Source organism: Actinoplanes sp. NPDC021490 (genome assembly GCF_055562135.1).
In genome coordinates this window covers 322,685-349,677 of record NZ_JBVHFW010000010.1, presented here as the reverse complement: position 1 = coordinate 349,677, position 26,993 = coordinate 322,685, and the positions used below count along the sequence as shown (strand labels likewise).

Annotated in this window: 23 protein-coding genes; 6 read left to right on the top strand and 17 right to left on the bottom strand. The window is 73.4% G+C overall.

What is annotated here, in order from left to right:
* The first annotated feature begins 80 nt into the window (after window positions 1-80).
* The 3 genes from ACZ3I4_RS26565 (at window position 81) to ACZ3I4_RS26555 (ending at window position 2,797) form a co-directional block, all read left to right on the top strand.
* Window positions 81-689 carry a response regulator transcription factor gene (locus ACZ3I4_RS26565; RefSeq protein WP_465384723.1) on the top strand — a complete coding sequence of 203 codons (609 nt, stop codon included), beginning with the start codon at window positions 81-83 and terminating at the stop codon, window positions 687-689.
* Between the two features lie 139 nt (window positions 690-828).
* Entirely contained in the window at window positions 829-1,386 is a 558-nt protein-coding gene (locus tag ACZ3I4_RS26560) for a hypothetical protein (protein ID WP_465384722.1), read from the top strand.
* 124 nt (window positions 1,387-1,510) lie between these two features.
* Window positions 1,511-2,797 carry a polysaccharide lyase domain-containing protein gene (locus tag ACZ3I4_RS26555; protein ID WP_465384721.1) on the top strand — a complete coding sequence of 429 codons (1,287 nt, stop codon included), beginning with the start codon at window positions 1,511-1,513 and terminating at the stop codon, window positions 2,795-2,797.
* A 6-nt stretch (window positions 2,798-2,803) separates the two neighbouring features.
* Here the strand turns inward: ACZ3I4_RS26555 and ACZ3I4_RS26550 are convergent, their stop codons facing one another.
* From ACZ3I4_RS26550 to ACZ3I4_RS26495, 12 genes are all read right to left on the bottom strand, one after another.
* Complete coding sequence (locus ACZ3I4_RS26550) at window positions 2,804-4,024, bottom strand: serine hydrolase domain-containing protein (RefSeq protein WP_465384720.1); 1,221 nt, start codon at window positions 4,022-4,024, stop codon at window positions 2,804-2,806.
* Complete coding sequence (locus tag ACZ3I4_RS26545) at window positions 4,021-5,157, bottom strand: sensor histidine kinase (RefSeq protein ID WP_465384719.1); 1,137 nt, start codon at window positions 5,155-5,157, stop codon at window positions 4,021-4,023. The genes ACZ3I4_RS26550 and ACZ3I4_RS26545 overlap by 4 nt, the downstream gene beginning before the upstream one ends.
* Window positions 5,154-5,819 (bottom strand): response regulator transcription factor, encoded by a 666-nt coding sequence (locus ACZ3I4_RS26540; protein WP_465384718.1) that lies wholly within the window; start codon window positions 5,817-5,819, stop codon window positions 5,154-5,156. Before ACZ3I4_RS26540 ends, ACZ3I4_RS26545 begins: the two co-directional genes overlap by 4 nt.
* A 5-nt stretch (window positions 5,820-5,824) precedes the next feature.
* The gene (locus tag ACZ3I4_RS26535; protein WP_465384717.1) at window positions 5,825-6,469 is read right to left on the bottom strand and encodes a VanZ family protein; all 645 of its coding nucleotides are present in this window, start codon (window positions 6,467-6,469) and stop codon (window positions 5,825-5,827) included.
* 120 nt (window positions 6,470-6,589) lie between these two features.
* On the bottom strand, window positions 6,590-7,300 hold the full coding sequence (locus ACZ3I4_RS26530) for an alpha/beta fold hydrolase (RefSeq protein ID WP_465384716.1): 711 nt from the start codon (window positions 7,298-7,300) through the stop codon (window positions 6,590-6,592).
* Window positions 7,301-7,315: 15 nt separating this feature from the next.
* Window positions 7,316-8,272: an alpha/beta hydrolase gene (locus ACZ3I4_RS26525; protein ID WP_465384715.1), complete on the bottom strand. Its 957-nt coding sequence runs from the start codon at window positions 8,270-8,272 to the stop codon at window positions 7,316-7,318.
* 64 nt (window positions 8,273-8,336) lie between these two features.
* Window positions 8,337-9,125, bottom strand: coding sequence for a helix-turn-helix domain-containing protein (locus ACZ3I4_RS26520; protein ID WP_465384714.1), 789 nt, complete (start codon window positions 9,123-9,125; stop codon window positions 8,337-8,339).
* Window positions 9,126-9,171: 46 nt separating this feature from the next.
* Window positions 9,172-9,933: an ABC transporter permease gene (locus ACZ3I4_RS26515; protein ID WP_465384713.1), complete on the bottom strand. Its 762-nt coding sequence runs from the start codon at window positions 9,931-9,933 to the stop codon at window positions 9,172-9,174.
* Window positions 9,934-9,943: 10 nt separating this feature from the next.
* Window positions 9,944-10,720, bottom strand: a complete 777-nt coding sequence (locus tag ACZ3I4_RS26510; RefSeq protein ID WP_465384748.1) for an ABC transporter ATP-binding protein — start codon at window positions 10,718-10,720, stop codon at window positions 9,944-9,946.
* Window positions 10,721-10,755: 35 nt separating this feature from the next.
* Complete coding sequence (locus ACZ3I4_RS26505; protein ID WP_465384712.1) at window positions 10,756-13,248, bottom strand: AAA family ATPase; 2,493 nt, start codon at window positions 13,246-13,248, stop codon at window positions 10,756-10,758.
* Entirely contained in the window at window positions 13,245-14,171 is a 927-nt protein-coding gene (locus ACZ3I4_RS26500) for an alpha/beta hydrolase (RefSeq protein WP_465384711.1), read from the bottom strand. Before ACZ3I4_RS26500 ends, ACZ3I4_RS26505 begins: the two co-directional genes overlap by 4 nt.
* Window positions 14,168-16,777, bottom strand: coding sequence for a helix-turn-helix transcriptional regulator (locus ACZ3I4_RS26495; RefSeq protein ID WP_465384710.1), 2,610 nt, complete (start codon window positions 16,775-16,777; stop codon window positions 14,168-14,170). Before ACZ3I4_RS26495 ends, ACZ3I4_RS26500 begins: the two co-directional genes overlap by 4 nt.
* Window positions 16,778-16,882: 105 nt before the next feature.
* Here ACZ3I4_RS26495 and ACZ3I4_RS26490 point away from each other — a divergent pair, with 105 nt between their 5' ends.
* Window positions 16,883-19,144 carry a putative bifunctional diguanylate cyclase/phosphodiesterase gene (locus ACZ3I4_RS26490; protein ID WP_465384709.1) on the top strand — a complete coding sequence of 754 codons (2,262 nt, stop codon included), beginning with the start codon at window positions 16,883-16,885 and terminating at the stop codon, window positions 19,142-19,144.
* Here ACZ3I4_RS26490 and ACZ3I4_RS26485 read toward each other — a convergent pair.
* Window positions 19,122-19,961: a S1 family peptidase gene (locus ACZ3I4_RS26485; RefSeq protein WP_465384708.1), complete on the bottom strand. Its 840-nt coding sequence runs from the start codon at window positions 19,959-19,961 to the stop codon at window positions 19,122-19,124. The genes ACZ3I4_RS26490 and ACZ3I4_RS26485 overlap by 23 nt on opposite strands.
* 188 nt (window positions 19,962-20,149) lie before the next feature.
* Here ACZ3I4_RS26485 and ACZ3I4_RS26480 point away from each other — a divergent pair, with 188 nt between their 5' ends.
* Window positions 20,150-20,809, top strand: coding sequence for a response regulator transcription factor (locus tag ACZ3I4_RS26480; RefSeq protein WP_465384707.1), 660 nt, complete (start codon window positions 20,150-20,152; stop codon window positions 20,807-20,809).
* On the top strand, window positions 20,806-21,897 hold the full coding sequence (locus tag ACZ3I4_RS26475) for a HAMP domain-containing sensor histidine kinase (protein ID WP_465384706.1): 1,092 nt from the start codon (window positions 20,806-20,808) through the stop codon (window positions 21,895-21,897). The genes ACZ3I4_RS26480 and ACZ3I4_RS26475 overlap by 4 nt, the downstream gene beginning before the upstream one ends.
* Before the next feature lie 4 nt (window positions 21,898-21,901).
* Here ACZ3I4_RS26475 and ACZ3I4_RS26470 read toward each other — a convergent pair whose 3' ends face one another.
* The 4 genes from ACZ3I4_RS26470 to ACZ3I4_RS26455 form a co-directional block, all read right to left on the bottom strand.
* Window positions 21,902-23,086 (bottom strand): right-handed parallel beta-helix repeat-containing protein, encoded by a 1,185-nt coding sequence (locus tag ACZ3I4_RS26470; RefSeq protein WP_465384705.1) that lies wholly within the window; start codon window positions 23,084-23,086, stop codon window positions 21,902-21,904.
* A 93-nt stretch (window positions 23,087-23,179) separates the two neighbouring features.
* Window positions 23,180-24,355 (bottom strand): hypothetical protein, encoded by a 1,176-nt coding sequence (locus ACZ3I4_RS26465; protein WP_465384704.1) that lies wholly within the window; start codon window positions 24,353-24,355, stop codon window positions 23,180-23,182.
* Window positions 24,327-24,857 (bottom strand): SigE family RNA polymerase sigma factor, encoded by a 531-nt coding sequence (locus tag ACZ3I4_RS26460; RefSeq protein WP_465384703.1) that lies wholly within the window; start codon window positions 24,855-24,857, stop codon window positions 24,327-24,329. Before ACZ3I4_RS26460 ends, ACZ3I4_RS26465 begins: the two co-directional genes overlap by 29 nt.
* Before the next feature lie 66 nt (window positions 24,858-24,923).
* Window positions 24,924-26,993, bottom strand: a complete 2,070-nt coding sequence (locus ACZ3I4_RS26455) for an alpha-galactosidase (protein WP_465384702.1) — start codon at window positions 26,991-26,993, stop codon at window positions 24,924-24,926.

Genomic DNA, 26,993 nt, shown 5'->3' with positions numbered 1-26,993 from the left:
GCTCGGCCCGTACGGGCCTGACGCCATCTCGGACGCCGGCCTTCCCACCGCACGGCTTTGACCCTGGCTGGGAGGCCATCGTGATCCGCATCCTGCTCGTCGAACCCATGAATCTGCTCCGCGGCGCCCTGGCCGCGACCCTGTCCCTGGAAGAAGACTTCGCCGTCGTCGCCGAGCTGAGCGGCCTGGACGAGGCGCCGGCCATGGCCCGCGCCGTGCCGCCGGACGTGGCGGTCGTCAACGTCGGCCTGCTGGCCGGGGACGGCCTGCGCCTGTTCACCGAGCTCAGCGTGCAGCAGCCGGGCTGCGCCATGCTCGTGCTGGCCGGAACGGACGCCCCGGGGCGGCTCAACCGTGCGCTGGACGTCCACGTGCGGGGGGTCCTCGGCACCCAGGCCGCCCCGTGCGAGCTGGCCCGCGACATCCGGCGGCTGGCCCGGGGCGAACGCGTGATCGACGCCGGGCTCGCCGTGGCCATGGTCGCCGCGCCGCGCAGCCCGTTGTCGGCGCGGGAGCTCGACGTGCTGAGCGTGGCCGCGTCGGGGGTGCCGTCGGTGGAGGTCGCGGCCCGGCTGCACCTGACCGCGGGGACCGTCCGCAACTACATCTCCGTGATCCTGCGCAAGACCGGGGCCCGCAACCGGCTGGAGGCGGTGCGGGTCGCCGAGGACGCGGGCTGGCTGCCCTGAAGCGAGCCAAACATGACTCTTGTCAGCTTTCCGTCCTCACTGGAGTCATGGCCGGCCGATGACAGCACTCACTGGGACCGATCTCCGCATCCATCGAGGCTTGTCGGTGTACGAAGGTTCGCTATCAGCAGGAGGAACGATGTCACATCGTCAACGGCTCTCGATGATCGTCGTAGCAGTGGTCGCGGCGCTCGGGCTCGCCGGCATGGGAGCGAACGCGGCCGCCGCCGCCCCGGCCGCCGCCCCGCCTGCGGCCGCCGCCATTCCCGGCACACCGATCACCGGCACCTTCACCGACGCCGCCGGGGGCACCGGCACCTTCGCCGGCCAGTTCACCCCGACGCGGTTCTCCACGCGTAACGGGCAGCTGCTGGCCACCGGCACGCTGACCGGCACGATGACCGATTCGACCGGCACCGCCGTCGGCACGGTGACCCGTACGGTCAGCACCTCCGCGGTGGTCGCCCAGGCGACGTGCCGAATTCTCGACCTGACTCTCGGGCCGCTGCACCTCGACCTGCTGGGCCTGGTGGTCGACCTGAACCAGGTGCATCTGCTCATCACCGCCGTCTCGGCCCCGGGCAACCTGCTCGGCAACCTGCTGTGCGCGATCGCCGGCCTGCTCGACGGCACCCCGACCGCCGGTCAGCTGGCCGCGATCCTGAACTTCCTGCTGTTGCTGCTCGGCCAGCTCTGACATTTCCCGCGTTCCGGCTAAACGGCGCAGTCGCATCCCTGTCGGTGCGGCTGCGTCATTTCGCCCTCGAGCAGGCGCTGATGACGGTCAATATGACTATTTCGGGGTTCGGTAGGGTGGCGAAATGCTGAGCAGACGCCTCCGTCTCCCGCTGGTGTTCGCCGCTGCGGTTGCCGCACTGGGTGGAGGACTGGCCGTCGCCGGTTACTCCCCTTTCTCCGATTCCTCCCCTTCGGAGGACGCCACCGATGCCGCCGCCGTGAGCAACGTCGTACCGTCGGTGAGCACCTCCGCGACGCCGTCACCGAAAGCGACCGTCAGCGTCGCCCCCAGTCTCGGGACGGCCGCGTACGTCACCTCGGCCCCGGCCAAGCCCAAGGCCGCCGCCGTCCACGTCGACATTCACGTCGACTGTGAGAAAGGCGACGACGGCAACCCGGGGACACTGGCCAAACCGCTGCGCAGCGTGGGCGCCGCCACCTCCCGCTCGCTCGATCCCGGCACGGTGATCGGGCTGGCCCGCGGCTGCACCTGGCAGACGACGGTCGAGTTGCGCGGTGACGGCACCGAGGCCAAGCCGGTCAAGCTGACCGCGTACGGGTCGGGGTCGCTCCCGGTCATCAACGGCGGCAAGGCCGACCAGGAGAGCGTGGTGCTGCTCTCCGGCCGCTACCAGATCGTCGAGAACATCCGGGTCACCAATGCCATGCGGAACGGTTTCGTCATCCACGGCGCCAACAGCGGCGTACGGTCGAGCACCGTCGACCATGCCGGCGTCGGGGTGCAGTTCCGGGCGCCCGACACGTGGGCCGACAAGGTGACGGTGCGCGACCTGACCATGGTGCGCGACACCCCGGGCGGCGACGACGACTACGGCGCGGTCGGCTTCCTGGTCGAGGCGCACGGCGTCGAGATCGGTTACAGCAGCTGCACCAACTGCCGGGCCCCCAGCAACGACTACGGCCACGACGGCGGCTTCGTCGAGGTGTGGAACTACGCCGACGACCTCGACGTGCACCACAGCACCGGCTCGAACACCCAGGGCATCCTCGAGATCGGCGCCGACCAGGGCGACTCGTCGGCCCACCGGATCAAGCTGCGCAACAACACGTTCCGCAACTCGCACGGCGGCCTGGTGCTGCACACCGGCGGCAACTTCGCCATCGCCGACGCGCAGATCGCCTTCACCGGCAACAAGATCTCGAGCACCGGCTCGCAGGACCCGCCGATCCTCGACGGCGACCTGAGCAAGGTCACCTTCGAGGGCAACACGGTCAGCACGGCCAGCTTCGTCGCCCACTCGGCGCCGTCGGTGCACCGCTGCAACAGCATCACGCTGCGCGGCGGCGCCGAGCTCGGCTATCAGCGGCACAGCACCGAACGCCTGAACGGCGGCAAGGCGTCCTGCTGAGCAGGATCAGCCACCCGCTCCGCCGTCACCGGGCGCGACCCCGGTGACGGCCTGGACCTCGCGCCCGATCAGGTCGGTCAGCGACGCGCCGGAGTCGCGGTTGGCCAGGATGACGCCGGCCCAGCCGGTGTCCGGATAGACACTCCAGTTGGCGCCGACGCCGGGGTTGCCGCCGGCGCGCTGGAACGCCCACTGGCCGCCCACGATCTCGGTCGCCATCCCGTACGCGCCGAACGACGCCGGCCCGTGCGGGATCTTGGGTGCGGTGAGCACGTCGGCCCAGGGCCGGTCGAGCAGCGTGCCGTCACGTAGGGCGCGGGTGAACCGGATCAGGTCGGGCGCGGTGGCGAAACCACCGTCCCCGGGGGCGTCGATGAAGGCGCGGCCCGGGTTCTTGCCGAGCACGTACGGCTTCGGGCTGCCCTGGTCGAGGTGGCGCAGCGCGTCGACCACCCGCCCGCCGGCCACCTCCATGTACGGGTGCGCGAGATGCCGGTCGGTGAGCCACTGCGGCCGGGTGAAGAACCCGGATCCGGTCATGCCGCAGCGCCGGAAGATGTTCTCCTCGACGTAGTCCCAGTACGTCGTGCCGGCCACGGCTTCCACGATCAGCGCGAGGATGGTCACCTCGGCCTCGGCGTGCGCGGCCGAGGGCAGGCCCGGAACGCCGGTCAGTTTCGCCTGCCGGGCCCGCCGCTGATAGAACTCGTGCACCTCGTCGCGGCTCCGGAAGACCCGCTGCACCTGTTCCGGCGGCGTGTCGGTCCCCGAGGTGCCGGACAGCAGATGGTGGATGGTCACCCGCTCGGCCAGGTCGGGGGCGAAGCCGGTCAGATGGGTGCCGACCGGGTCGTTGAGGGTCAGCTTGCCCCGCTGGGCCAGCTGCAGGACGGCGACCGCGTGGAACGGCTTGCCGGCCGAACTGAGGCTGAACGCGGTGCCCTCATGGTTGCGGATTCCCCGCTCCTCGTCGGCCCAGCCGTAGCTGCGGGACAGCACCGTCCGGCCCCGGTGCGACAGCATGACCACGCCGGAGAATTCGCCCTGGGCGGCCAGCCCGGCCACGTAACGGTCGTAGGCGCCGCCGGGCCGGGCGCCGGGCGGAACCGGGCCGGGCGTGGCGTGGGCGGCGCCGGTGCCGGCGAGCGGGGCCCCGGCCGCCGCCAGCCCACCCCACTTCATCAAGCGTCGGCGGGCGATGCCCCGTACGGGAAATGTGCTCTTCATGGCTCCACTGAAGACGGTGACCGGTTGCCGGGGCGTATGCGGTTTCCGATACGCCCGCGATACAGGCGGACCGTGACCAGCAGACCGCCGTCGGGGCCGGGGACGAGTTCGAGGGCGCCGTCGTGGGCGCGGACGATGCTGTGCACGATGGCCAGGCCCAGCCCGACACCGGCGTGCTCGTCGGTGCGGACCCGTCCGGTTCCGCGGCGGAAGGGTTCGGTGAGGGTGGGGATCAGCTCCGCCGGCAGCCGAGGGCCCGTGTTGCCGACCCGCAGGAAGCCGGCGCCGCCCCGCGTCCCGGTCTGGACCGTGACGGTGCCCCCGGTGGGCCGGTTGTGGACGATGGCGTTCTGGACGAGGTTGGCGGCCATCCGCGCCAGGAGCTCGGCCGAGCCGTCGGCCGGGGCCGCCCCACCGGTGACCTCGAGCGTGATCCCGCGCTGCTCGGCCAGGGGCAGCAACGTCTCGGCGGCCTCCTCGGCGATCAGGGAGAGGTCGACACGCTCGGGGACGAACCCGCCGCGCTCGCCCCGGCCGAGCAGCAGCAGGGCCTCGGTGAGGTCGATGGCCCGGATGTTGGCGGCTTGCAGGCGTTCGATGAGCTCCTCCCGGTCGCCCGCCGGGTCCTTGCGGGCGACGTCGAGCAGCGTCCGCGAGATGGCGAGCGGGGTACGCAGCTCGTGGGAGGCGTTCGCGGCGAACCGCCGCTGCTCGGCCACGTGCGATTCGAGCTGTTCGAGCATCGAGTCGAACGCGTCGGACAGCTCCCGGAACTCGTCGCGCCGGTCCGTCATGGCGATCCGGTGCGACAGCGACCCGGTGCCGGCCGTCCGGGCCGCCTCGGCGATCCGGGTGAGCGGGGCGAGCATCCGGCCGGCCAGGATCCATCCCCCGGCCAGGCCGAATGCCAGCAGGAAGACCAGCACCGCGGCCGCCTTGGGGGCGAACGCGCGCAGCAGTTCGGACCGGATCGGGAAGACGGCGCCGCTCGGGATGTCGTTGCCGGTCGGAACGAGCAGCGCCTGATCGGGAACGTAGCGCAGGAGGAACACCCACACCGTCGCGAGCAGCAGGACACCGGCCAGCATGAGGAAACCGGCGTAGCTGAGGGCGAGTTTGCCGCGGGCGCTCAACCCGCCTCCTCGATGCGGTAGCCGACGCCCGGCACAGTGGCGATGATCCACGGTTCGCCGAGCCGTTTACGCAGGGCCGAGACGGTGATCCGGACAGCGTTGGTCAGCGGGTCGGCGTTCTCGTCCCAGGCCCGTTCCAGCAGGTCCTCGGCGCTGACCACCCCGCCCTCGGCGGCGACGAGCACCTCCAGCACGGCGAACTGTTTGCGGGTGAGTGCGACGTAGCGGCCGTCGCGGAACACTTCGCGGCGGAACGGGTCGAGCCGCAGGCCGGCGATTTCGCGTACGGGCGGACGGGCGTGCCCCCGGCGGCGGTCGAGCGCCCGCAGCCGCAGCACCAGCTCTCGCAGCTCGAACGGTTTGGTCAGGTAGTCGTCGGCGCCCAGCTCGAACCCGGACGCCTTGTCGTCGATCCGGTCGGCCGCGGTCAGCATGAGGATCGGCAGGCCGCTGCCGGAGGCAACGATGCGCCGGGCCACCTCGTCACCGGACGGCCCGGGAATGTCGCGGTCGAGCACGGCCAGGTCGTACGAGTTGACGCCGAGCAGTTCGAGGGCGGTGTCCCCGTCCCCGGCGATGTCGGCCGCGATCGCCTCCAGCCGCAGGCCGTCCCGGACCGCCTCGGCCAGGTGCGGCTCGTCCTCCACGATCAGTACGCGCATGCGGCTCAGTCTGCCGCGGCCGGAACCCGTACGGGATGGGGCTCCTGCTCGCGAGGCCACCAGCGGCTCGAGGCCAGCCCGGCCAAAGCCGCCCCCGTCGCGTTGACCAGCACGTCGTCGACCGACGAGACCCGGTCCAGCTGGAAGACGTACTGGGCGGCCTCGATCAGGACCGAGCCGGCCGCGCCGAGGGCCAGGATCCGCCACGCCGACGCGAGCGCCGCGAAGCGGATCGGGGCGAAGAAACCGAGGGACGCGAAGACCAGCAGGTTGCCCCCGATGCCGATCGGGCCCATCGTGACCAGGTCGACGAGCGGGATCAGGCTCACCCGGCCGGGGACGACACCGGCTCCCGGCCCGGGCATCAGGGTCATCCACACGAACGGCACAGTTCCATAGACCATGCCCACCTCGGCCAGCGGAAGGCGCACCGGAACGTGCCGGAGGGCGGCCAGAGCCCACGCCAGCAGCGCGGCCGCCGGCAGCCCGAGCAGGGTCATGAGGACCACGCCGTTCTCGGTGTCGTAGCAGCCGTGCCAATGCCCGGCCAGGCACCGGGGAGCAGACATCAAAAGCGGCCGCCGTACGGCGGACAGCGCGCCCGCCACCCCGAGGAGCACCAGGCCGGCGAGCACCATTCTGCGTTTCACGTCCCCATCGAAGCCGACGACGGGTTGCCGCGGCGTATGCGATTTCCGATACGCCGGCGATACACCTTCGCGGAGGGCGGGGCCGCCCCGGACCGGCCCCGCGCTCGCGTCCACGACTGACTACTGCTGGGCGATCTCGGCCAGCGCCTGGCGGATGAGGTCGGCCACCTCCTTGGGGTGCGACAGCATGACCAGGTGCGACGAGTCGAGCTCGATGGCCTTGATGCCGGCGCGCTGGTAGCCGAAACGCTCGACGTCCGGGTTGATGGTGTGGTCGGCGCTCGACACGATGCCCCACGCGGGCTTGGTCTTCCAGGCCGCGACCGGGGCGGCCTCGGCGAAGGCGGCCGCCGCCAGCGGGCGCTGCGAGACCGCGAGCACCCGGGCGCGGGCCGGGTCGACGTCGGCCGCGAAGATGGCCGGGAACCTGTCGACGTCGACCGACACGTCGGTGCCGTCCTCGGCGCCGGGGATCGGGTACTTGGTGTAGACCAGCGCCGCGGCCAGGTCGGAGTCGGGGAAGCCGCCCTGCAGCTGGCCGAGGCTCTCACCCTCCTCCAGGGCGTAGCCGGAGAGGTAGACGAGACCGGCCACGTTCTCCTCGGCGCCGGCCACGGTGATCACGGCGCCGCCGTAGGAGTGGCCGACCAGCAGCACCGGCCCGTCGATCTGCCGGATCACCGAGGAGATGTACGCGGCGTCGCCGAGCAGGCTGCGGTTGGGCACCGCGGGCACCCGTACGGTGATGTCGTCGGCGAGCAGTTCGGTGACGACGTCGGCGTAGCTGGCCGAGTCGGCGAAGGCGCCGTGGACGAGTACGACAGTGGTCATGGTGTTCGCGGCCTTTCAGTCGGTGAGGGCGTCGTGCAGGAACCGGCCGGCCTGCGCGGTGGCGGCCTTCGCGGCATGGGTGTCGCGCATCGCGTCGACCATCACGAAGTCGTGGACGATGCCCTGGTAGCGGACGGCGGTGACGGGAACTCCGGCGGCGCGCAGCTTGGCCGCGTACGCCTCCCCCTCGTCCCGCAGCACGTCCGCCTCGCCCACGATGACCAGCGCCGGGGGCAGCCCGGCGAGCTGCTCGGTGGTGGCCCGCAGCGGCGCGGCGGTGATCTCGGCCCGCACCGCCGGGTCGGGCGTGTACTGGTCCCAGAACCACTGCATGGCGTCGCGGCGCAGCCAGTAGCCGGTCGCGAACTGCCGATACGAGTCGGTGTCGAAGCCGGCGTCGGTGACCGGATAGAACAGCACCTGCGCGGCCAGCGCCGGGCCGGAGCGCTGCTTGGCCATCAGGGTCACCGCGGCGGTCATGTTGCCGCCCACCGAGTCACCGGCGATGGCGATCCGCTCGGGGTCGAGGTCGTGCTCGCCGCCCTTGGCCGCGACCCACTCCAGGGCCGCGTAGCACTCCTCGATCGCGACGGGGTAGCGCGCCTCGGGCGACCGGCTGTAGCTGGGGAAGACCACCGCCGCGCCGGCCCGGGTGGCCAGCTCACGCACGAGCCGGTCGTGGGTCAGCGCGTCGCCGAACACCCAGCCCGCGCCGTGAATGTAGAAGACCACCGGCAGAACGCCCTGGGCGCCCGCGGGCCGCACGATGCGGATCGGGACCGTGCCCGACGGGCCGCCGGGGACGTCCAGCTCCTCGATGGTGGCGTCCGGGCGGGGCACATCCCCGGACTGCACGCCGTCGACCGTCTTGCGGCCGTCGGCGATGCTCAGGTCGAACAGGTACGGCGGGTTCGCGGTGTCCAGCGCGAACTGCTTGGCCGCCGGCTCCAGAACCGGCTCGGGATAACTCATGAACCCATCGTGTCGCCGGGCCCGCGGCGCGTCGTCCGTCGAACGACTGCACGGCAGACCGAGGTCAGTCGGGCGGCTGCGCCAGCCGCTCCGGCCGGGCCCGGGTCCAACTGGCCCAGCCGCGCTCGCGCATCAGCTCCATCAGCCGCCGCACCCGCGGCTCGGACTCGACGGCAAGTGCGTCCAGAAGTTCGAACGGCAGGTCGTCGTGCGCCCCGTCGCCGGGGTCGTTCTCCCCGGCGGCGTACGCCTGCTCGGCCAGGCCGGTCATGATGCCGGCGATCTCCTCCAGACGCGGGTCGTCGCTTACGTCGTCGCTTTCGAGGAGCTGCGACCCCAGACGATAGAGCCGGACGAGTCGCGGGTCGTCGAGCTGCGCGTGTTTGGCCTGCATGACCTCGCGAAGGTGATCGGGCCAGCGAGCCGCGACCAGGATCCACGCGTCCCTCTCGCCCGCCACCATGCGTTCGGACACTCCGATCTCCCGAAGCCGATCGAGATAGGAGATCACCTCCGGTGGGAGCGCCAGGCTGTCACCGGCCGCGAGCTGCGCGATTTGCTCGCGGCTGGTCTCGAGTCGTTCGATCTCGTCGCGCAGGTGGCTGTCGATCCGTTGGACCGTTTCGGCGAAGGTCGATGCGTCGGCTTCGAGCATCTGACCGATCTGCGACAGCGGCACGCCGGCGTTGGCGAGGGTGCGGATCCTTACTAGCGACACGACGGCCTTGGCGCCGTACCGGCGGTAACCCGAAGCATCCCGGTCCGGCTCGGGCAGCAGTCCGATCTGGTGATAGTGCCGCACCGCCCGCACGGTGACGCCCGCGTACGCCGCCAGTTGACCGATCGTCAGCATGCCGCAGATCCTGCCCTGGAACCCGCCCGGACGCGGTGGACGCCGCTCAGGAGATCCGGCGACGATAGACGATGGTGGCGAAGATGTAGGCGACGACGAGGATGCCGACGCACCAGGCCAGGGCGGTCCAGATGCCGTTGCCGACCGGTTGCTGCGTGAGCAGGCCCCGGATCGTGTTGACGATCGAGGTCGCCGGCTGGTTCTCGGCGAAAGCGCGCACCGGGCCGGGCATGGTGCCGGTGGGCACGAAGGCCGAGCTGATGAACGGCAGGAAGATGAGCGGGTAGGCGAAGGCGCTCGCGCCGTCCACGGTCTTCGCGGCGAGCCCGGGAATCACGGCCATCCACGTCAACGACAGGGTGAACAGGATCAGGATGCCGGTGACCGCGAGCCAGGCCGCCACTCCGGCGCCCGAGCGGAAGCCGATGAGCAGGGCGACGCCGACGACGACCACGAGCGAGATCACATTGGCAAGCAGCGAGGTCAGCACGTGCGCCCACAGCACGCCCGATCGGGCGATTGGCATGGACTGGAATCGTTCGAAGATTCCGCCCTGGATGTCGCCGAAGAGCCGGAACGCGGTGTACGAGATGCCCGACGCGATCGTGATGAGCAGGATGCCGGGCAGCATGTAGTTGACATACGACACCGTCCCGGTGTCGATCGCGCCGCCGAACACGTAGACGAACATCAGCATGATGGCGATCGGTGTGAGCGCGGTCGTGATGATGGTGTCCGGGCTGCGGGTGACGTGGCGCACGGTCCGTCCGGTGAGGACAGCGGTGTCGCCGAAGAAACGCGTGGCCATTGCTGTCCCCTTATCTCGGGTCGCGGTCACTGACGACCGCGAGGAAAACGTCTTCGAGGGAGGGCTGCTTCTCGACGTGTTCGACCGTGGCCGGCGGCAGCAGCGCTTGGAGCTCGGCCAGGGTGCCGTTGACGATGATCCGGCCCTGGTGCAGGATCGCGATCCGGTCGGCCAGCTGTTCGGCCTCGTCCAGGTGCTGGGTGGTGAGCAGGACGGTCGTGCCGCCCTCGGCGAGCTCCCGGACGGCCTGCCATACCTCGAGGCGCGCCTGCGGGTCCAGCCCGGCCGTCGGCTCGTCGAGGAAGATGACCGGCGGACTGCCGATGAGACTCATCGCGATGTCCAGGCGGCGGCGCATGCCACCGGAGTAGGTCGCTACTCTCCGGCGGCCCGCCCCGGTCAGCGCGAAGCGCTTCAGGAGGTCGTCCGCGATCGTGCCCGGGTCCTCGAGGTGCCTCAGCCGGGCGATCAGGACGAGGTTCTCCCGCCCGCTGAGGATCTCGTCGACCGCCGAGAACTGCCCGGTGAGACTGATCAACCCGCGGACATCGGCGGCCTGCGTCGCGACGTCGAAGCCGTTGACCCGGGCGGTCCCCGCGTCCGCGCCGAGCAGCGTGGACAAGATCTTCACCACCGTCGTCTTGCCGGCCCCGTTCGAGCCGAGCAGGGCGAAGATGCTGCCCCGCGCCACGTCGAGGTCGACGCCGCGCAGCACACGCGACTGCTTGTACGACTTCTCCAGGCCCTGCACGTGGATGGCCGGCGGGATGCTCATGACCGCGAGCATGCAGGGTTGACGCAGCGTCATAGTCAAGCCCGCAGTCAGAGTCGGTCGAGCACCGAGGGCAGCTGCGAGCGGCGGGTCACCCCCAGGACGGCGTAGGCGCGGCTCAGGTGGGTGCCGACCGTACGCGCGGACAGGCCGAGCCGGGCGGCGATCTGCTGGTTGGTCAGGCCCTGCGCGGCCAGCCGCACCGCCTCGCCCTGCTGCGGGGTCAGCCCGCCGGCCGGGATGCCGGGACGGCGCGGCGGGGCGGCCGCCGCCAGTTCCGTCTCGGCGCGCTGCCGCCAGGCGTCCAGTCCCGAGGCGGCGAAGACGTCGCGGGCCGCGGCGAGCAGCGGCCGTGACTCGGCCGGGCGGTGGCGGCGGCGCAGCCACTGCGCGTAGTCCATCCGGGTCATCGCCCGCTCCACCGGCCACCGGTCGCTGCCCGGGTCGGCCAGCGCCAGCCGGTAGCCCGTCTCGGCGCCCGGATCGGCCCCGGCCAGCAGGGCCTGCGCCCGGTGCCAGAGGGCGGTCACCCGCGCCGACCGCAGGGCCCGCACCCGGGTCGCGGCGGCGGCGGCGATCGGGGCGACCTGGTCCTGACGGCCGAGCACGACGGCCACCTGCACGAGGTCGGCCAGCCCGAGGTCGGAGATGCGGTGGTGCACCGGCCGGCCCAGCCCGTCGTACTGGTGGCGCAACCGGTGGAAGGCCAGGCCGTGCCGGCCGGCGATGGCGTCGGCGAGGCCCTGCGCGCGGTTGAGCCGTACGTCGTAGGCGGCGTGCCGGGAGAGCTGGAGCACCGCGCGGGCGTCCCGGAGCCGGTCGTCCCGGTCCGGTTCGTCGCGCAGGACGGCCACCGAGGCCAGCAGGGCCAGCGCCCCGGCGCGGATGTCGGCCGTGAGCCGGTCGGGCACCGGCTCGGCCAGGGCCTGGCGGGCGGTGTCCCGGGCCGCGCCGAGCCGGCCGAGGTCGAAGCGCGCCCAGGCCAGCGCGTTCAGCGCCAGCGCGCGGTGCGGCCCGCCCGGCGTGGCCAGGTCGAGAACCCGGGTCAGCCACCGGACCGCCTGATCGGTCTCGTGCCGGGCCAGGCCGATCGTGCCCAGCGCCACGGCCCGCACGTCCGGCGGCATCGACTCGCGGCGGACCGCCCGGTCACCGGTGTGCAGCAGTCGTTCCGCGCGCCCGTCGACGTCCTCGTCGTCGGCGATGGCCAGCGCCCACACGGTCAGCAGCTCCGAATCGCCCGCGCAGCCGTCGCGCAGCGCCTCCCGCACCTCCTGGCGGGACCGCTCGTCCCCGCGCAGCCAGGCCACCCGAAGCGTCCGGAGCAGGTGCACCTCGCCCACCCGCTGCCCGGCCGAGAACGCGGCGCTCCACCGGTCGTCGCCGGCCAGGTGGGCGTGGTGGGCGGCGCGCAGGGATCGGCGGTGACCGGCCGCCCGGTCGCCGCTGCGGGCCGCGGCCAGGCCCAGGGCGTACGCGGCCGAGCGGATCCGGCCGGCCGCCGACAACTGGGCGGCAGCCTCGTCGAGGGCGGCGGCGAGACTCTCGTCGGGCCGGGGCTCGGCGCGGGCCGTGTGCCAGGCCCGGGCCCGGTCGCCGGCGGGCAGACCGGCGGCCAGTTCGAGCCGGGCCGCGAGCCGGTCGGCCGGCCCGGCCCGGTCGATGACGGCGGCGCGCACCACCGGGTGCGGGAAACGCGGGACGCCCGCGGCCACCAGGGCGTCCCGCACCCCGGGGGGAACGAGCCGGGCCAGCGCGGCCGAGGTGGCCCGGCCCGGGGTCTCGGCGGCGAAGGCGGCCAGCAGCGCGACCCGTAGCCGTACGGGATCGAGGGTGTCGACGGCCGGCGCCAGGGCGTGGCGCAGCCGGGGCGGCACGGGCAGTTCGGTGCTGATCGGCGACAGGTCGGCGGCCGGCGGCAGGTGCCGGGCCAGCTCGATGAGGGCCAGCGGGTTGCCGCGGGACTGCTCGGCCACCAGCCGGGCGCCCGGATGGTCGCGCACGCCCGGCAGCCGGTCCAGCAGGCGGGCCGCGTCGGCCCGGTTCAGCGGCCCCAGCCGTACGGGCGTCATGGCCGGTGCCGTCCGCGGGCCGGTCGCCGTGGCCAGCAACGGGCGCCGCAGCCCGAGCAGCACGGTCCGGGACAGCTCGTCCAGGCGGTCCAGATCGTCGACGACCCAGAGCCGGCGGGCGCCGGACGCGCGGGACAGCTCGCACACGGCTTCGGCCAGCGGGGCGGGCGCGGCCGCGGGCGGTTCGTCGCCGAACAGGCGGGCGAAGGCGGCCGCCACCGGCGGGGCCAGCCCGGCGGCGCGGGACCGTTCGGGGGCGAGCAGGCGGTGCAGGCCGGCGCCGGGCAGCGCGTCGTCGCCGGGCAGGGCGCGCACGAACAGCACGCGGGAGCCGTGGCGGCGGGCGGCCTCGGCCAGCACCGCCGAGCGACCGGTGCCGCGCGGGCCGTGCACGAGAACGGGCTGTCCCCGGCGGAGCGCGGCGGCGATCTCGCGCAGCTGCCTGTCCCGTCCCACCATGGGCTCGCTCATGCCGGGCCGGCCAGGGCCGCCCGCAGGAAGCCGGTGGTCTGGTCGAGCGCGGCGCGGGCGGCCGGGGTCCAGCGCAGCGCGTCCAGCACCGCGAAGTCGTGCACCGTCCCCAGGTAGCGCACCGCGGTGACGGGCACGCCGGCCGCCCGCATCCGGTTGCCGAGCCGTTCCGCCCGGTCGCGCGTGACGTCGGCCTCGGCGGTGATCAGCAGCGTGGGTGGCAGGGCGGCGACGTCGGTGGCGCCGAGCGGGTCGGCCGACGGGTCCGGCCGGGGCGCGTACATCCGGCACAGCCGCCGCACGTCGTCCAGGCGCAGACCGGCGCCGGTGGCGAACTCGGCCGCCGACGCGTCGCCCGGGCCGGGCCGCCCCAGCGGATAGAGCAGCACCTGCGCGAGCAGCGGCATCCGGTCGGCGTCGGCCAGCGCGACCGCCAGCACCGTGGTCGCGCCCGCGCAGTCACCGACCGCCGCGACCCGGGCCGGGTCGGCCGGGTCGCCCAGGGCGCCACCGCGGATCCAGGCCAGCGCGGCGGCGATCTGCTCGACGGCGACCGGATGACGGGCCTCGGGCGAGCGCGCGTAGTCGGCCGCGACGACCACCGCGCCGGTGTCCCGGCAGAGCGTCTCGGCCAGCCGGTGGTGGGTCGCGTAGCCGCCGATCGTCCAGCCGCCGCCGTGGACGTAGAGGATGACCGGGCGGGGGCCGGCGGACCCGGCGCGGGGCGTCAGCACGTGGGCGGTCATCGGGCCGTGCGGGGTGGGCACGGTCGTCGTGCGGTGGTCCAGGCCGGGCGAGGCGGCCGGTGGGGCCTGCATCAGCCCGAGCGCCAGCCGCGCGTCCCCGGGATCGATGCCGTAGAGGTGCGGGGGCAGCCGGGCGCCCTCGGTCAACCGGCGGGCGGCCTCGTCGAGAACGGTCACCGGCCGGCCCCGCGGGTGGTCAGCAGCTCGCCGAGCTGGGTCCGGTTGACCACGCCGAGCTGCGGAAAGATCCGGTAGAGGTGGGAGCCGATCGTGCGGGGCGACAGGAACAGCCGCTCGCCGATCTCCCGGTTGCTCAGGCCGCCCGCGGCCATCCGCACGATCTGCTCCTGCTGGGCGGTCAGCGCCGCGAACGGGTCGGCCGCCGGCGTGCCCTCGCGCAGCTGGGCCGACACGTGGGCGGCCCATCCGGCCGCGCCGAGCCGCTCGAAGCCGTCCAGCGCGTCGGTCAGCAGATCGCGGGCCGGCCGGGGCTGCTGGGCGCGGCGCAGCCGGTCGGCCACCTCGGCCGCGAGCGTGGCCCGCTCGAACGGGCGGCGCCGGGCCTCGGCCGTGTCCACCAGCGCGACCACGGCGGCGAGGTCGTCGTCGAGCAGCGCTCGGGCGGCGGCGAGGCGGTCCCGCGCCCGGGCGCTCAGCCACCTTGGCCCGTACGCCTCCCCGGCCTCCTTCACCGCGGTCCGCGCCCGGGCCCGGGCGTCGTCGGTGGTCGCGGCGGCCACCAGGTCGGGCAGCACGAGCACCTGCCAGTCGTGCGGCACCGCGAAGGCCGCGGACAACAGCTCGTACGCCTCGTCGCGGTCCCCGGCCGCGGCCGCCGCCACACCTTGCGCCCACCGCAGGCGCAGCGCGAAGGCGGGCACGGTGAAGGGGTCGATCGGCGCGCGCCCGATCAGCTCGGCCGCGGCCCCGCGCCGTCCGCGTTGCAGCGCGATCACGGCCAGCTGGGCATACGTGCCGGCCCGGATGAGCGGGGCCTCCGACGCCACCGGCGAGGACAGCAGCGGCACGATCCGTTCCTCGGCCTCGACCCAGCGCCCGAGGTCGATCAGGGCCCACCCGGCGGCGCCCGGGGCGGCCAGGAACACCCCGGCCGCGGCGCCCTCGACGACCGCGGTCACCGCCCCGCCGAGCAGGCGGAGCGCCTTCTCGGGCTCGTCGGCCAGCATCGCGGCCGCGCCCACCCGCGCCGAGCGGTTCTGGTCGGCGGGCGAGTCCGCCTCGGGCACCAGCAGGCACCCGTCCCGCACCTCGTCGCCGGGCCGGCACACGGCCAGCGGGAACAGCCACGGCTCGTCGACCGGCAGGTCGGCCGTCGCGCTGGTCAGCGCGTCGGTCAGCCGGCCGTGCCCGAGCAGGAAGGCCGGGAAGGCGGCCGTGTTGGAGGTGCCCATCGTCACCGGCGCCGCGGCCAGCATCCCGGTCAGCAGGCCGGTGGCGGCGCCGAGCCGTCCGCGCATGGTCTCGAGCCACGAGCCGAAGCTGTCCAGCGAGACGCCGAGCCCGGGGGTCGCGGCCGGGTCGAGGACCGCCCGGGCCCGGTCGAGCAGGTCCTGGGCCCACCGCAGCCGTCCCACCGCGCCGGCCCGGGCCGCGGCGTCGAGCAGCATCGGAGCCCGCTGCTCGGCCGGCAGCAGCGCCGCCGCCCGCTCCAGCACGGTCACCGCGGTCACCGCGGTCACGTCCAGCCCGTCGGCCGATCGCGCCAGCTCGGCCGCCAGCTCCGGGTCGGGCCCCTCGGCGGCGGCCGCCCGGTGCCACAGCGCCCGCCGCGGGTCGGTGGCGCCGGCGGCCAGTGCCCGGTGGGCCCGGGCCCGGGTTCCGGCGTCGGCCAGCAGGGCCCGCTCGACCAGGGGGTGCCGGAAACGGATGACGGTATCGGTCACGGTGATCAGCCCGGCGTCCACGGCCGGTTGCCAGGCCGCGGCGCCGGCGGCCGGGTCGGCCTGCGCGAGCACGGCCGGGCTGCGCTCGCCCGCCGCCGCCAGGGTGAGCGCCCACCTCGTCGGCCCGGGCAGGGCGTTCACCCGGCGGGCGAAGACGTCGGCCACCCCGGGACGCCCGCCGGGCAGGTCGGCCCAGTCGGCGAACTCGCGCAGCGCCAGCGGATTGCCCTCGGCGCGGCGCAGGATCTCCAGGCGGGCCGAGCCGATCGGCGCGCCGGGCGCCTCGTCGAGCAGCCGCTCGGCCTCCGGCCCGGTGAGCGGCGGCAGCGTCACCACCGGCAGCAGCTCGGCCAGCTCGACCGGCACCCGCTCAGTGCGCGCCGCGAACACCGCGATCACCGGCGCCTGGCCCAGCGTGACCACCGAGGCCAGCGTGAGCAGGGCGTCCAGGCTCGGCGCGTCGACCCGGTCGACGTCGTCGACGATCAGCACCACCGGCCGGTCGGTGGCCAGCTCCCCGATCGCCTCGCCGACCGCCGCGCGCAGGATCAGCACCCCCACCTCCCGCGGCTCACCGCCCAGCGCGGCCTGCAGTGCCCGCTGCCGGGCCGGCGACAACCGGGTCAGGTCGCGCCCGCCGAGCAGCACCCGCAGGGCCGCGTACGCCACCCCGGGCATCCCCGAGTCACCGGTCACCCGCAGCACCGGATGACCCCGGGTGGCCGCGTGGCCGGCCAGGCGCGCCAGCAGGGCCGTCTTGCCCAGGCCGGGCCCGCCCGCGAGGACCGTCGCGCCGTGGTCGCCCCCGACCAGATCGAGCAGTCGCGCCCACACCGCGCCCCGCCCGATCAGGCCCGGCGCGTCCTCCGCAGCTCCCACACCGGCCAGTCTGCCCGTACGGGAGGGTGTGGATCTATGTGCGGACGGTCACGCCGCATACGTCCGACCACTCACGTAGGCCCAGCGGATGCCGATCGCTACTACGTGACCATCGCTCCCGGCCGTCTGCCGCTCTTCGCCGACCGGGTGTTCCAGCTGGTCATCGCCTTGTCGATCGTCAATGTGACCGTTTTCGTGCTGCAGGAGAACACCGGCCGGCTGTGGCCCGCGCCGGTCGACTGGCTGCTGATGATCGCCGTCGTCGCCACGACCCAGGTGCTCTGCCGGCGGGCCCGGACCGACCCGGCCGCCTCCCCGGTGGTGCGGCGCTACTGGCGTTCCGTCGAGATCGGCACCACGCTGTTCCTCGGCGTCGCCTGCCTGCGGATCCTCGCCGGGCTGGGCGCCGGGGACTGGCTGGTACCGGCCTCGGTGGTGCTGCACGTCGTCGGCGGCATCGTGCTCACCGGGCCGCTGCTCGGCCTGCCGTTCAGCGCCCGCAGCCGCGCCGACAAGGTGGGCGTCGGGCTCGACCTGGGCACCCTGTCGGCCGCGGCCGCCCTGCTCATCTGGCACTTCGCCGCGTCACACCAGTTCACCGACGGCCGGATCACCACGTCCCGGGTGCTGGCCGCGGTCGTCATCATGGGCGCCGGGCTCAACGGCGTCTATCTGGCCGCCCGGGTCGTCCTGTCCGGGGTCGACTCGTTCGCCCGGCGCGGGCTGTACTGGATCGGCGCGTCGGCCCTGATCGGCGGGCTCGGCTCGGCGATCAGCTTCCTGGACCCGAGGCAGCCCGCGGGCAACCCGCTGCTGCTGGTGCTGCCGCTCGCGGCGTTCGCGGCGGCGGTCGGCGCCCGGATGCAGGTGGCCGACACCGCGGCCGGTGAGGGTCCGCGCCGGGCGCCGCGCGGCTACAACCTGATGCCGTACGCGGCCATCGCGGCGGTCGACGCCATGGTGGTCGACCACAACCTGCGGGGCACCGGCGACGGCATGCTGATCGACGGGGTCGCGGTCACACTGACCGCGATCGTCGTGGTGCGCCAGCTGATCGCGTCCCGGCAGAACGACGCCCTGCGGAAGCGGCTCAGCTACGAGGCCGGCCACGACGTGCTGACCGGGCTGGCCAACCGCGCCCTGTTCGGCGAGCGGGTCGCCGCGGCGGTGGCCGGGGACGGGCCGGACCGGCCGGTCAGCATCGTGCTGGTCGACCTGGACGACTTCAAGCTGGTCAACGACACCCTCGGGCACACCTCGGGCGACGCGCTGCTGGTGCACGTGGCCGGGCGGATGCGGGCCTGTCTGCGGCCCGGCGACACGGTGGCCCGGCTCGGCGGCGACGAGTTCGCGATCCTCTTCGACGGCGCCGGCGGGGACGGCGTGGACCAGGTCCTGACCCGGATCGCTGCGAGCCTGCTCGAGCCGGCCGTGATCGACGGCGAGCTGATGACCGTACGGGCCAGTTTCGGGGTGGCCGAGGGCCGGGCCGGGGACGACGCCGGTGAGCTGCTGCGCCGGGCCGACATCGCCATGTACGCGGCCAAGGAGCGCGGCGGGGCCGGCTGCGAGCGCTATCAGGCGGGCATGCAGGCGCCCGGCGCCGAGCTCAACCGGCGGGCCGCCGCCCTGCGTACGGCCATCCTCGAGGACCAGATGGTGGTGTTCTTCCAGCCGGTGGTGGCGCTGCCGGACGGCCGGATCACCGGCGCCGAGGCGCTCGTGCGCTGGCAGCACCCGGCCGACGGCCTGGTCGGCCCGGGCGCCTTCATCGAGACCGCCGAACAGTCCGGCCTGATCGTCCCGCTCGGCGCCTGGGTGCTGCGCGCCGCCACCCGCGAGGCCGCGTCCTGGCCCGACGGGCTGACCGTGTCGGTGAACGTGTCGGCACGGCAGCTGCGCGAGACCGGCTTCCCGGCCGTCGTCGCGGCGGCGCTGCGCGACAGCGGACTCCCACCGCACCGCCTGACCGTGGAGATCACCGAATCGGTCGCGGTCGGCGGCGGCGCGACCGGCGAGAACCTGCAAGGCCTGCGGGACCTGGGCGTGCGGCTGTCGCTCGACGACTTCGGCACCGGCGCGTCCACGCTCAGCCTGCTGGCCACCTGCCCGGTCCACCAGATCAAGCTGGACCGCTCGTTCGTGCCGGACAGCGGCGGCTCGGACGCCATCGCCGACGCGGTGGCCCAGATGGCCCGGGCCTTCGCCGTGCAGGCCGTGGCCGAGGGGATCGAAACCGCCGAACAGGCGGACCGGATGACCGCGCTCGGCTACGACCGGGCCCAGGGCTTCTACTTCGCCCGCCCGATGAGCGCGGCCGACATGCGGGCCCGGATAGCGGCCGTCAGCGTCCCGAGCGGGAGCTGACCGACCGGCGCGATCTCCGGACGCCGGTCAGCGTCAGCAGCAGAGCCGCGAGCACCACGCCTCCCCCGCCGATCAGGGCGAGCGAGCCGTACGAGCGCGGCGGGTCGGCCATGGTGCCGCTGATCCAGCCGGCCAGGTTGTCGGTGCGGGCGCTCAGGTCGGGCCCGGTGTGCGGGCAGCCGGGACCCGAGCTGACCACCGCAGCCAGCGCGAAGGTGCCGTCGCGGCGCTGGCGGAAGTACGGCCCGCCCGAGTCGTGCGGGCACGGGCTCGTGTCCGGGCGCGGCGACCGCCCCGACGTCTCGATGAGCGTGTCCCCGACCGCGACGACGGTGAACAGCCCGGTCTGCATCCGGGTCGCGGGCCTGGCGTCGCCGCCGTCGTCGCGGATCAGCCCGTACCCGGTGAGCCGGAGCACCTCCCCCGGCGCCGGTGACCGCGTGTCGATCGGCAGCGGAGTGATGCCGGTGACCGGCTCGTCCAGCCGGGCCAGGGCGACATCGGCCCCCTCGGCCTGATACACCTCGACGACCTCGGCCTCCCGGCCGCCCTGGCCACTCAGATCGGTGCGGCCGACGACGGCGGTGGTCCGCTCGGCCACCGTGCGGCTCACCCGCTTCTCCCCGTCGCGGAAGCAGTGCCCGGCGGTGATCACCCACTCCGGGGCGATCAGCGCGCCGGAGCAGGAGCTGTCCCGGGTGCCGCCGCCCTCGGCGGGCAGGCCGGTCATGGTGAGCAGCACCGAGAACCGGTAGGCGCCGTTCTTCGCGTCCACGCCGTGGGCGATCGCGCTCGCCGGCCGCGGCGAGAACGGCACGGCGGCCGCGCAGACCACGAGAACGGCTAGAAAATTCCTGATAGACCTGGTCAAGGCGACACATCCGTACGTCGGCCGGGCGGAGCCCCGAATCCTTCCGGCCGGGCCGTCGGGGCAGCATCAGCGACGTCTTTATGGGCCGCTTATCCGCGGTGTGCGAGTCTGACGTTCTTTGGGGAGGATCCGGCATGCGGGTGCTGGTGGCCGATGACGAGCAGCTGCTGGCCGACACGGTCGCCGAGGGGCTGCGCAAGCTGTCCATGGCCGTCGACGTGGTCTACGACGGCGACAGCGCGCTGGAACGCCTGACCGTCAACCGGTACGACGTGGCGGTCCTCGACCGGGACATGCCCGGGCGCACCGGCGACGAGGTGTGCCGGCAGCTCGTCGGTTCCGGGGACGGCCCGAAGGTGCTGCTGCTGACGGCCGCGGCGGGCATCCGCGACCGGGTCGAGGGGCTGGGGCTCGGCGCCGACGACTATCTGACCAAGCCGTTCGCGTTCGCCGAGCTCGCCGCGCGGGTGCAGGCGCTGTCCCGGCGGTCCGGCGCCGCCCTGCCGCCCGTGCTCGACCAGGACGGGATCGTGCTCGACAGCACCCGGCACACGGCGTGGCGCGACGGACAGGTGCTCGACCTGTCGTCCAAGGAGTTCGCCGTCCTGCATGTGCTGATGCGCGCCGGGGGCCGCCTGGTCAGCACCGAGGAACTGCTGGAGCAGGCCTGGGACGAGCACACCGACCCGTTCACCAACACCGTACGGATGACCGTCATGACGCTGCGGCGCAAGCTGGGCGACCCGCCGGTGCTGCACACCGTGCGCCGGGCCGGCTATCGGATCGGCTCGTGACCGGCCGGTCGCCGGCCCGCCGGATCCTCGTGCTGTGCGCCGTCGTCCTGCTGGTCTCGCAGGTCACCCCGTGGGTCCGCGGCAACCTCGTCGACCTCGTCTTCACGTTGTCGCCCAGCGTGTGCGGACGCGACATCGGCCTGGTGCCGGACAGCACCTCCGATCCGCTGTGCTCGCTGCTCTTCCGCTGGCCCAGCCTGCCCGGCCTGCTCGTTCAGGGGCTCGTGCTGGCCGTCCTGCTGGCCGCCCTGCTGGCCGTCTGCGTGCCGGCCGTGCGCTGGTGCCTGCGCCCGGTGCGCGACGTCACCGCCGTGATCGGCAGCGTCGGGCCGCAGAACCTCGGCTATCGGCTGCGCCCCGGCCCGGGCTCCGACGAGCTGACCGTGCTGGCCCGCACGGTCGACGAGATGATGGACCGGATCGCCACCGGCTACGAGGCCCAGCGCCGTTTCGCCGCCGACGCGTCGCACGAGTTGCGGACCCCGCTGGCCGTCCAGCGGACGCTGATCGAGGTCAGCATGGCCGACGACCTGACCCGCGAGCAGCTCGAACTGCTCACCGATCAGCTGCTGACGACCAACGAACGCAACGAACGCCTGATCGAGGGGCTGCTCGTGCTGGCCGAGAGCGACCGTGGCCTGACCACCCGCACACCGCTGCGGCTCGACCGGATCACCGAGGCGGTGCTCGACAGCCACCGCAAACGGGCCGCCGAGGCCGGCGTGACCCTGACCAGCGACCTGCGTCCCCGTACGGTGCTGGGCGAACAGGTTCTGCTGGAACGGCTGGTCACCAACCTCGTGCAGAACGCGCTCAAATACAACCGTCCCGGCGGCACCCTCGACGTCCGGGTCGGTGACGATCCCGCGCTGACCGTCACCAACACCGGCGACGACGTGCCGCCCGACGAGGTGCCCGCGCTGTTCGAGCCGTTCCGCCGCCGCGCGGGCGCCCGCACCGGCCACACCGGCGGCGCCGGGCTCGGCCTGGCCATCGCGCGCTCGATCACGCAGGCCCACAACGGCCTGATCACCGCCTCCTCGACCGGCCGCGACGGCCTGACCGTGCACGTGTCGTTCCCGGGCTGAGCGGTCAGATCTTCGCTCCGACCGCCTGACCGTTGGCCGGCACCAGGAAGTTGGAGGAGCGGATCGACCCGTCGGCGTTGCGGGCGCCGGTGATGGTCGACGGGTCGGTGCTCGACAGGCCCCACGAGCCGCCGAGGTTCCACGAGTTGCCCGAGGCGGTCGACTTGCCCAGGGCCACCGCCGTCTTGTTGGACACGGCCAGGTTGGCGGTCAGCTTCGAAGTGGATCCGCCGTCGACGTCGAAGCCGGTCTTGGCGTTCTGATAGGCGGTGTCGCGGCTGAAGACGAGCGAGCCGGTGTTGCCGTTGTCGGTGAAGCCGTGGGCCGCGTTGCCGAAAGCCATGCTGTTGGTGACCGTGTGGGCCGCCGCGGGGCCGGTGCCGCCGCTGCCGCCCATCTTGAAGCCGTTGCCGTCACCCGAGAAGCTGGGGATGTTCCACCGGTTGTAGCCGTTGCCGTAGGCGATGCTGTTCTGGATCGTGATCGGCGAGCTGAACGACCAGGCGTCGAAGCCGTCGTCGACGTTGTTCCACAGCCGCGCCCCGCGCACCACGTTGCCGGCCCCGCTGCCCTCCTTGATGCCCAGTCCGTCGGCGCTCTCCCCGTTCTTGCGCGGGTCCCGGTTCTGGTAGCTGTCCAGGTTGACGATCTGGTTGCCGGCCGAACTGTTCTGCAGCTGGAAGCCGGTCTCGTAGTTGTCGTGCGTGCTGAGCCGCTCGAACGTGTTGTTGTTGCAGTTCGCGCAGTAGACCCCGTACGGCCCGTGGACGATCTCCAGACCCGAGATCCGCCAGTACGAGGCCTCCATGTGAAGGGCCCCGCGCTGCGCGGCCGGAATCGTCGACCCGACCGCGCCGGGCGTGTAGGCCAGCGCCTCACCGTCGATGATCACCCTTTCCCCCGCGTAAGCGGTCAGCGTGATCGGCGCCGAGGCGGTGCCGCTCTTGGCGATGGTGATGTTCGTGCTCAGCGCGTAGGTGCCCCCGCGCACCGCGATCGTCCCGCCCGCGACGACCAGGCCGACCGCCTTCTGAATGGTCGCCAGGGGCGCGCTCTGCGTGCCCGGGTTGGCGTCGTTGCCGCCGGGCGCCACGAACAACGTCGTCTCCGCGGCTCGCGCCGGTGCGGCGACGGCGCCCGCCAGGGTGGTGGCGAGCACGGCCGCGGTCAGCAGGTGTTTCCGCTTCATCTCCGGGTCTCCTCAAGCATGGCCGGTGGGCCGCCCACGCCAGCCCGGGAATGCGCTTTCCCCAGCGGAAACTACTTCGTAGAACGACGGCCGTCAATGCGGGAGCGGCTTCCACGTGGCCCGGTCGCTGACATCGGCGAAGCTCAGCCCGCGCAGGACGCGGCGGGCGTCGTCCATCGACAGCCCCTGGCGGAAGTGCTCGAACTGGGCGAAGTGGTTTTTGTCGATGAGCAGCGTGCAGTAATCGTTGCGGTCCATACACTGCAAGCTCTCGCCCCCGGCCGGCGCGTTGTCCGATTTCGGCCGGCCCTGCCAGATCGTCAGCTGTCCGCTGTGCGGATGGTTGTCCACGCTCTGCATGAGGTCGCTGCCCGCCGGCGTCCGCCGGCTGAAGAGCACCCGGGACACCATCTCGGTGGGACCCTGCTCCGCGGCGACCACCTTCCATCCCGGCGGCAGCCAGCCAATGCTGTACGGCGCCCGGACCGGCTCGGCGGGACGCGGCTCGAGCACGTTGATGATCGCCAGCGTCTGCTCGCGGCTGAGCGGCTCACGGGGCGTCTCCGGCACGAAGGTGGCCCACGCCTCGCCGTCGAACTTCCAGGCGAACGCCGTACGGGTGAAGGTCTCGGTCTTGATGCTCGGGTCGTGCGACGACAGGGCCGGGTTGTCCTTCTGCTTGGCCCGCATGTCCGCCAGGTCCGGCATTTCGTAGGTCAGCTGACGCTCGATGCCCGGGCGGCCCGCGATCACGACGTCTTTCGGCGGACCATAGGTCTGGTCCGGCCGCTCGGACACGCCGAGCGCCTTGATGTCGTATGCGCCGGGACGGTAGAGGGTGATCCGGCCGTCCAGGTAGGGGTAGGAGGTGCCGTCCACTTGGATGGTCTGGCCGTCCCGGTACACCGGGATCCGCTGGTAGCCCATGGTCGCCGCGTCCGCCGGACCGATCTGCCAGAGGCCGGTGCGGCCGCCTCCGGCCGTGAACTCAAGACCCTGCGGCTGCTCGAATTCCTTGGCCACGGGCGGCGTGGTGGTGGTCGTCGCGGCCGCCGGCGCGTTCGGCCGCGAAGCCTGCGGCGCCGCGCCGGCGAGCCCGGCGACCACCGCGACCGTCACGATCGCCGCGCCTCCGGCCCCGGCCGCCGCGGCCCAGCGGCGCCGCGTGCGGATCCGATGGGCGGCGGCGATGATGTCCGTGGTGCTGGTGCGCGGCGCCGGCGCCGGCGCCCCGACGGACTCAAGCACGTCCTCGATGCGATACGACATGGTCGGCTCCCTTCTCGGTGATCTCGGCGGACAGGACGGCACGCAGCGTGTCCAGGCCACGGCTGGTCTGGCTCTTGACCGTTCCCGGAGCGCAGCCGAGCACCTCGGCGGTCTCTTCCAGGCTCAGTCCCTCGAGGAACCTGAGCACGAGCGCGGCGCGCTGCCGCGGCGGGACCTGACGCAGCGCCGCCCGCATCCGCAGCCGTTCGTCGACGGCGCCCGAGGGGTCGGGGGTGGCCACGTCCGGGAAAGCCTCCCCCACCGCGTGCTCGCGGCGCCACGGACGGCGCTTCTCGCCGATCGCCGCGCGGATGACCGCCTTACGCGCGTACGCCTCCGGCGAGACGACCCTGTCCCACTTCAGATAGAGCCTCGCCAGGGCCCCGGACACCGCGTCCTCCGCGGCCTGCCAGTCGCCGCACGTGACGTAGGCGAGCGTCCGAAGGGGTTGGAACCGGGCCCGCGCGAACTCACGGAACCCCTCTTCTGACTCGGCATCCACCGGCCGGTCTCCTCTCGTCGAGACCTAGAGGAGACGAGCGGGGTCCAGGGTTGCATGCCAGGGCGGTTAATTTTCCCGGGTCGCGAGCACGACGACGACCGACTGTGGAGCCGGTGGCGGGCCGGGGAGCCCGGTGTCGGCCAGCGCCGCGCCGCTGAGGGCGACGGCCGGCGGAACGTACTCGGGCCACGCGGCTGGGTCGATGCGCTCGATGACGTAGCGGGCCGCCGGGTCCAGGCCGGGAAGGCGGAACCGCGGCGGGTCGGCTGCCAGCTCGTCGAGCTGGGCGTAGGCCAGGATCGCGGCCGACTGGTCGAGGGCGACCACTCCGTACACCCACGCGTCCTCGGCCGCGGAGTCGAGCCGGACCGTGCGGCCGGTGTGCAGCAGGTTCCGATGGGTCTTGTAGACGTCGATCCAGCGGGCCAGCGTGTCCAGATCGTCGCCGGTGGCGTCGTTCAGGTTCCACTCGATGCCGAAGTGGCCGAACAGCGCCGTGGCGGCCCGGAAGTCCAGCGGCAGCATGCGGCGGGTCTGGTGCGATCGCGGCCCGCTGACGTGGGCTCCGAGGTATTCGGGCGGGACCAGCTGGGTGGTCCACCGCTGGATGGCCTGGCGGGCCAGCGCGTCGTTCTGGTCGGAGGTCCACACCCGCTGGGCGCGTTGCAGCACCTCGAGGTCGATGCGGCCGCCGCCGGAGGCGCAGCTCTCCCACTCAATGTGCGGGAAACGGGACCGCAGCTCGTCCAGGAGCCGGTAGAACGCGGCGGTCTGCGCGTGGATGCCGGGGCGGCCGTCGAGCACGCCGGAACCCTCGTCGGCCGCGTCGCGGTTGTGGTCCCACTTGACGTAGCCGATCGGGTATTCGGCCAGGACCGCGCTCATCTGGTCGAGGACGTGCCGGTACGCCCCGGGCTGGGCCAGGTCGAGGATCTGCTGGTGCCGTTCCTCGGGCGGAACCCGGCCGCCGGTGGCGAGGATCCACTCGGGATGCTCGCGGAACAGATCGGAGTCGGCGTTGACCATCTCGGGCTCGAACCACAGACCGAACTGCAGGCCGAGACCCCGTACGTGGTCAATGATCGGCGACAGCCCGTCCGGCCAGACCTCGGGCGAGACCGTCCAGTCGCCGAGCCCGGCCCGGTCGTCGCGGCGGCCGCCGAACCAGCCGTCGTCCAGCACGAAACGCTCCACGCCGATCCGCGCGGCCCGGTCGGCCAGCTCGCGCAGCACGTCCGTACGGTGATCGAAATAGACGGCCTCCCAGACGTTGAGGGTGACCGGGCGCTCGGCGGCGGGGTGGGCGGGCGCCGAGCGCAGGAAGCCGTGGAAGCGGGCGGCCAGCCCGTCGAGCCCGTCATCGGCGGCGCCGACGTAGACCCAGGGCGTCGAGTAGCTCGCGCCCGGTGCGAGGGTGATCTCCCCGGGCAGCAGCAGCTCTCCCCCGCCGAGTGAGGTCCGGCCCGAAGGCACGCGTTCGAGGCGGTGCCGGTGGTTGCCGCTCCAGGCCACGTGCACGCCCCACACCTCGCCGTGCCCGAACCCGAAACCCGGTGTGCCCGCGACGAGGACGGTGGCCGCGTCGAAGCCGGTCTTGCCGCGGCGGTTCTCACGCAGCCACAGACCGTCGGTGATCGGGCGGCGTTGCGGGACGCGTTCGCGGGTCCACCGGCCGGTGAAGTCGAGCGATTCGGCGGCCCGGTCGGGCACGGGCACGGCGACGTCGAGCGCGTCCAGCCGATAGCCGGTGGCGCCGGTGTTGGTCAGGGTGTGCCGCAGCCGGACCAGACCACCGGGAACCGTTTCGACCAGCGTACGGAGGCCCAGTCCGGCTTGTTCGTCGGTGGCCTCGATCGTCACGCCGGACGGGGTGGCGTGGATCGGCACCGGCGCGAACCGGGTCGACCAGGCGCCCGGTTCGCCCAGGCCGCGGTGACCGATCAGGCCGGGCCGGCCGTACCAGAGGTGCGAGCCCTCGGGCACCAACGGCAGGCCCACCGGTTCCAGGGCGGCGTGGTCGGCGGCGGTCGTCGCCGGGCCGGCCACCCCGCACCACGCGACGGTCGGCAACCGGTCGTCGTGCTCGACGAGCACCAGACCGGTGTCGCCCGGCCGCCCGATCAGAAAGGCCGTCAT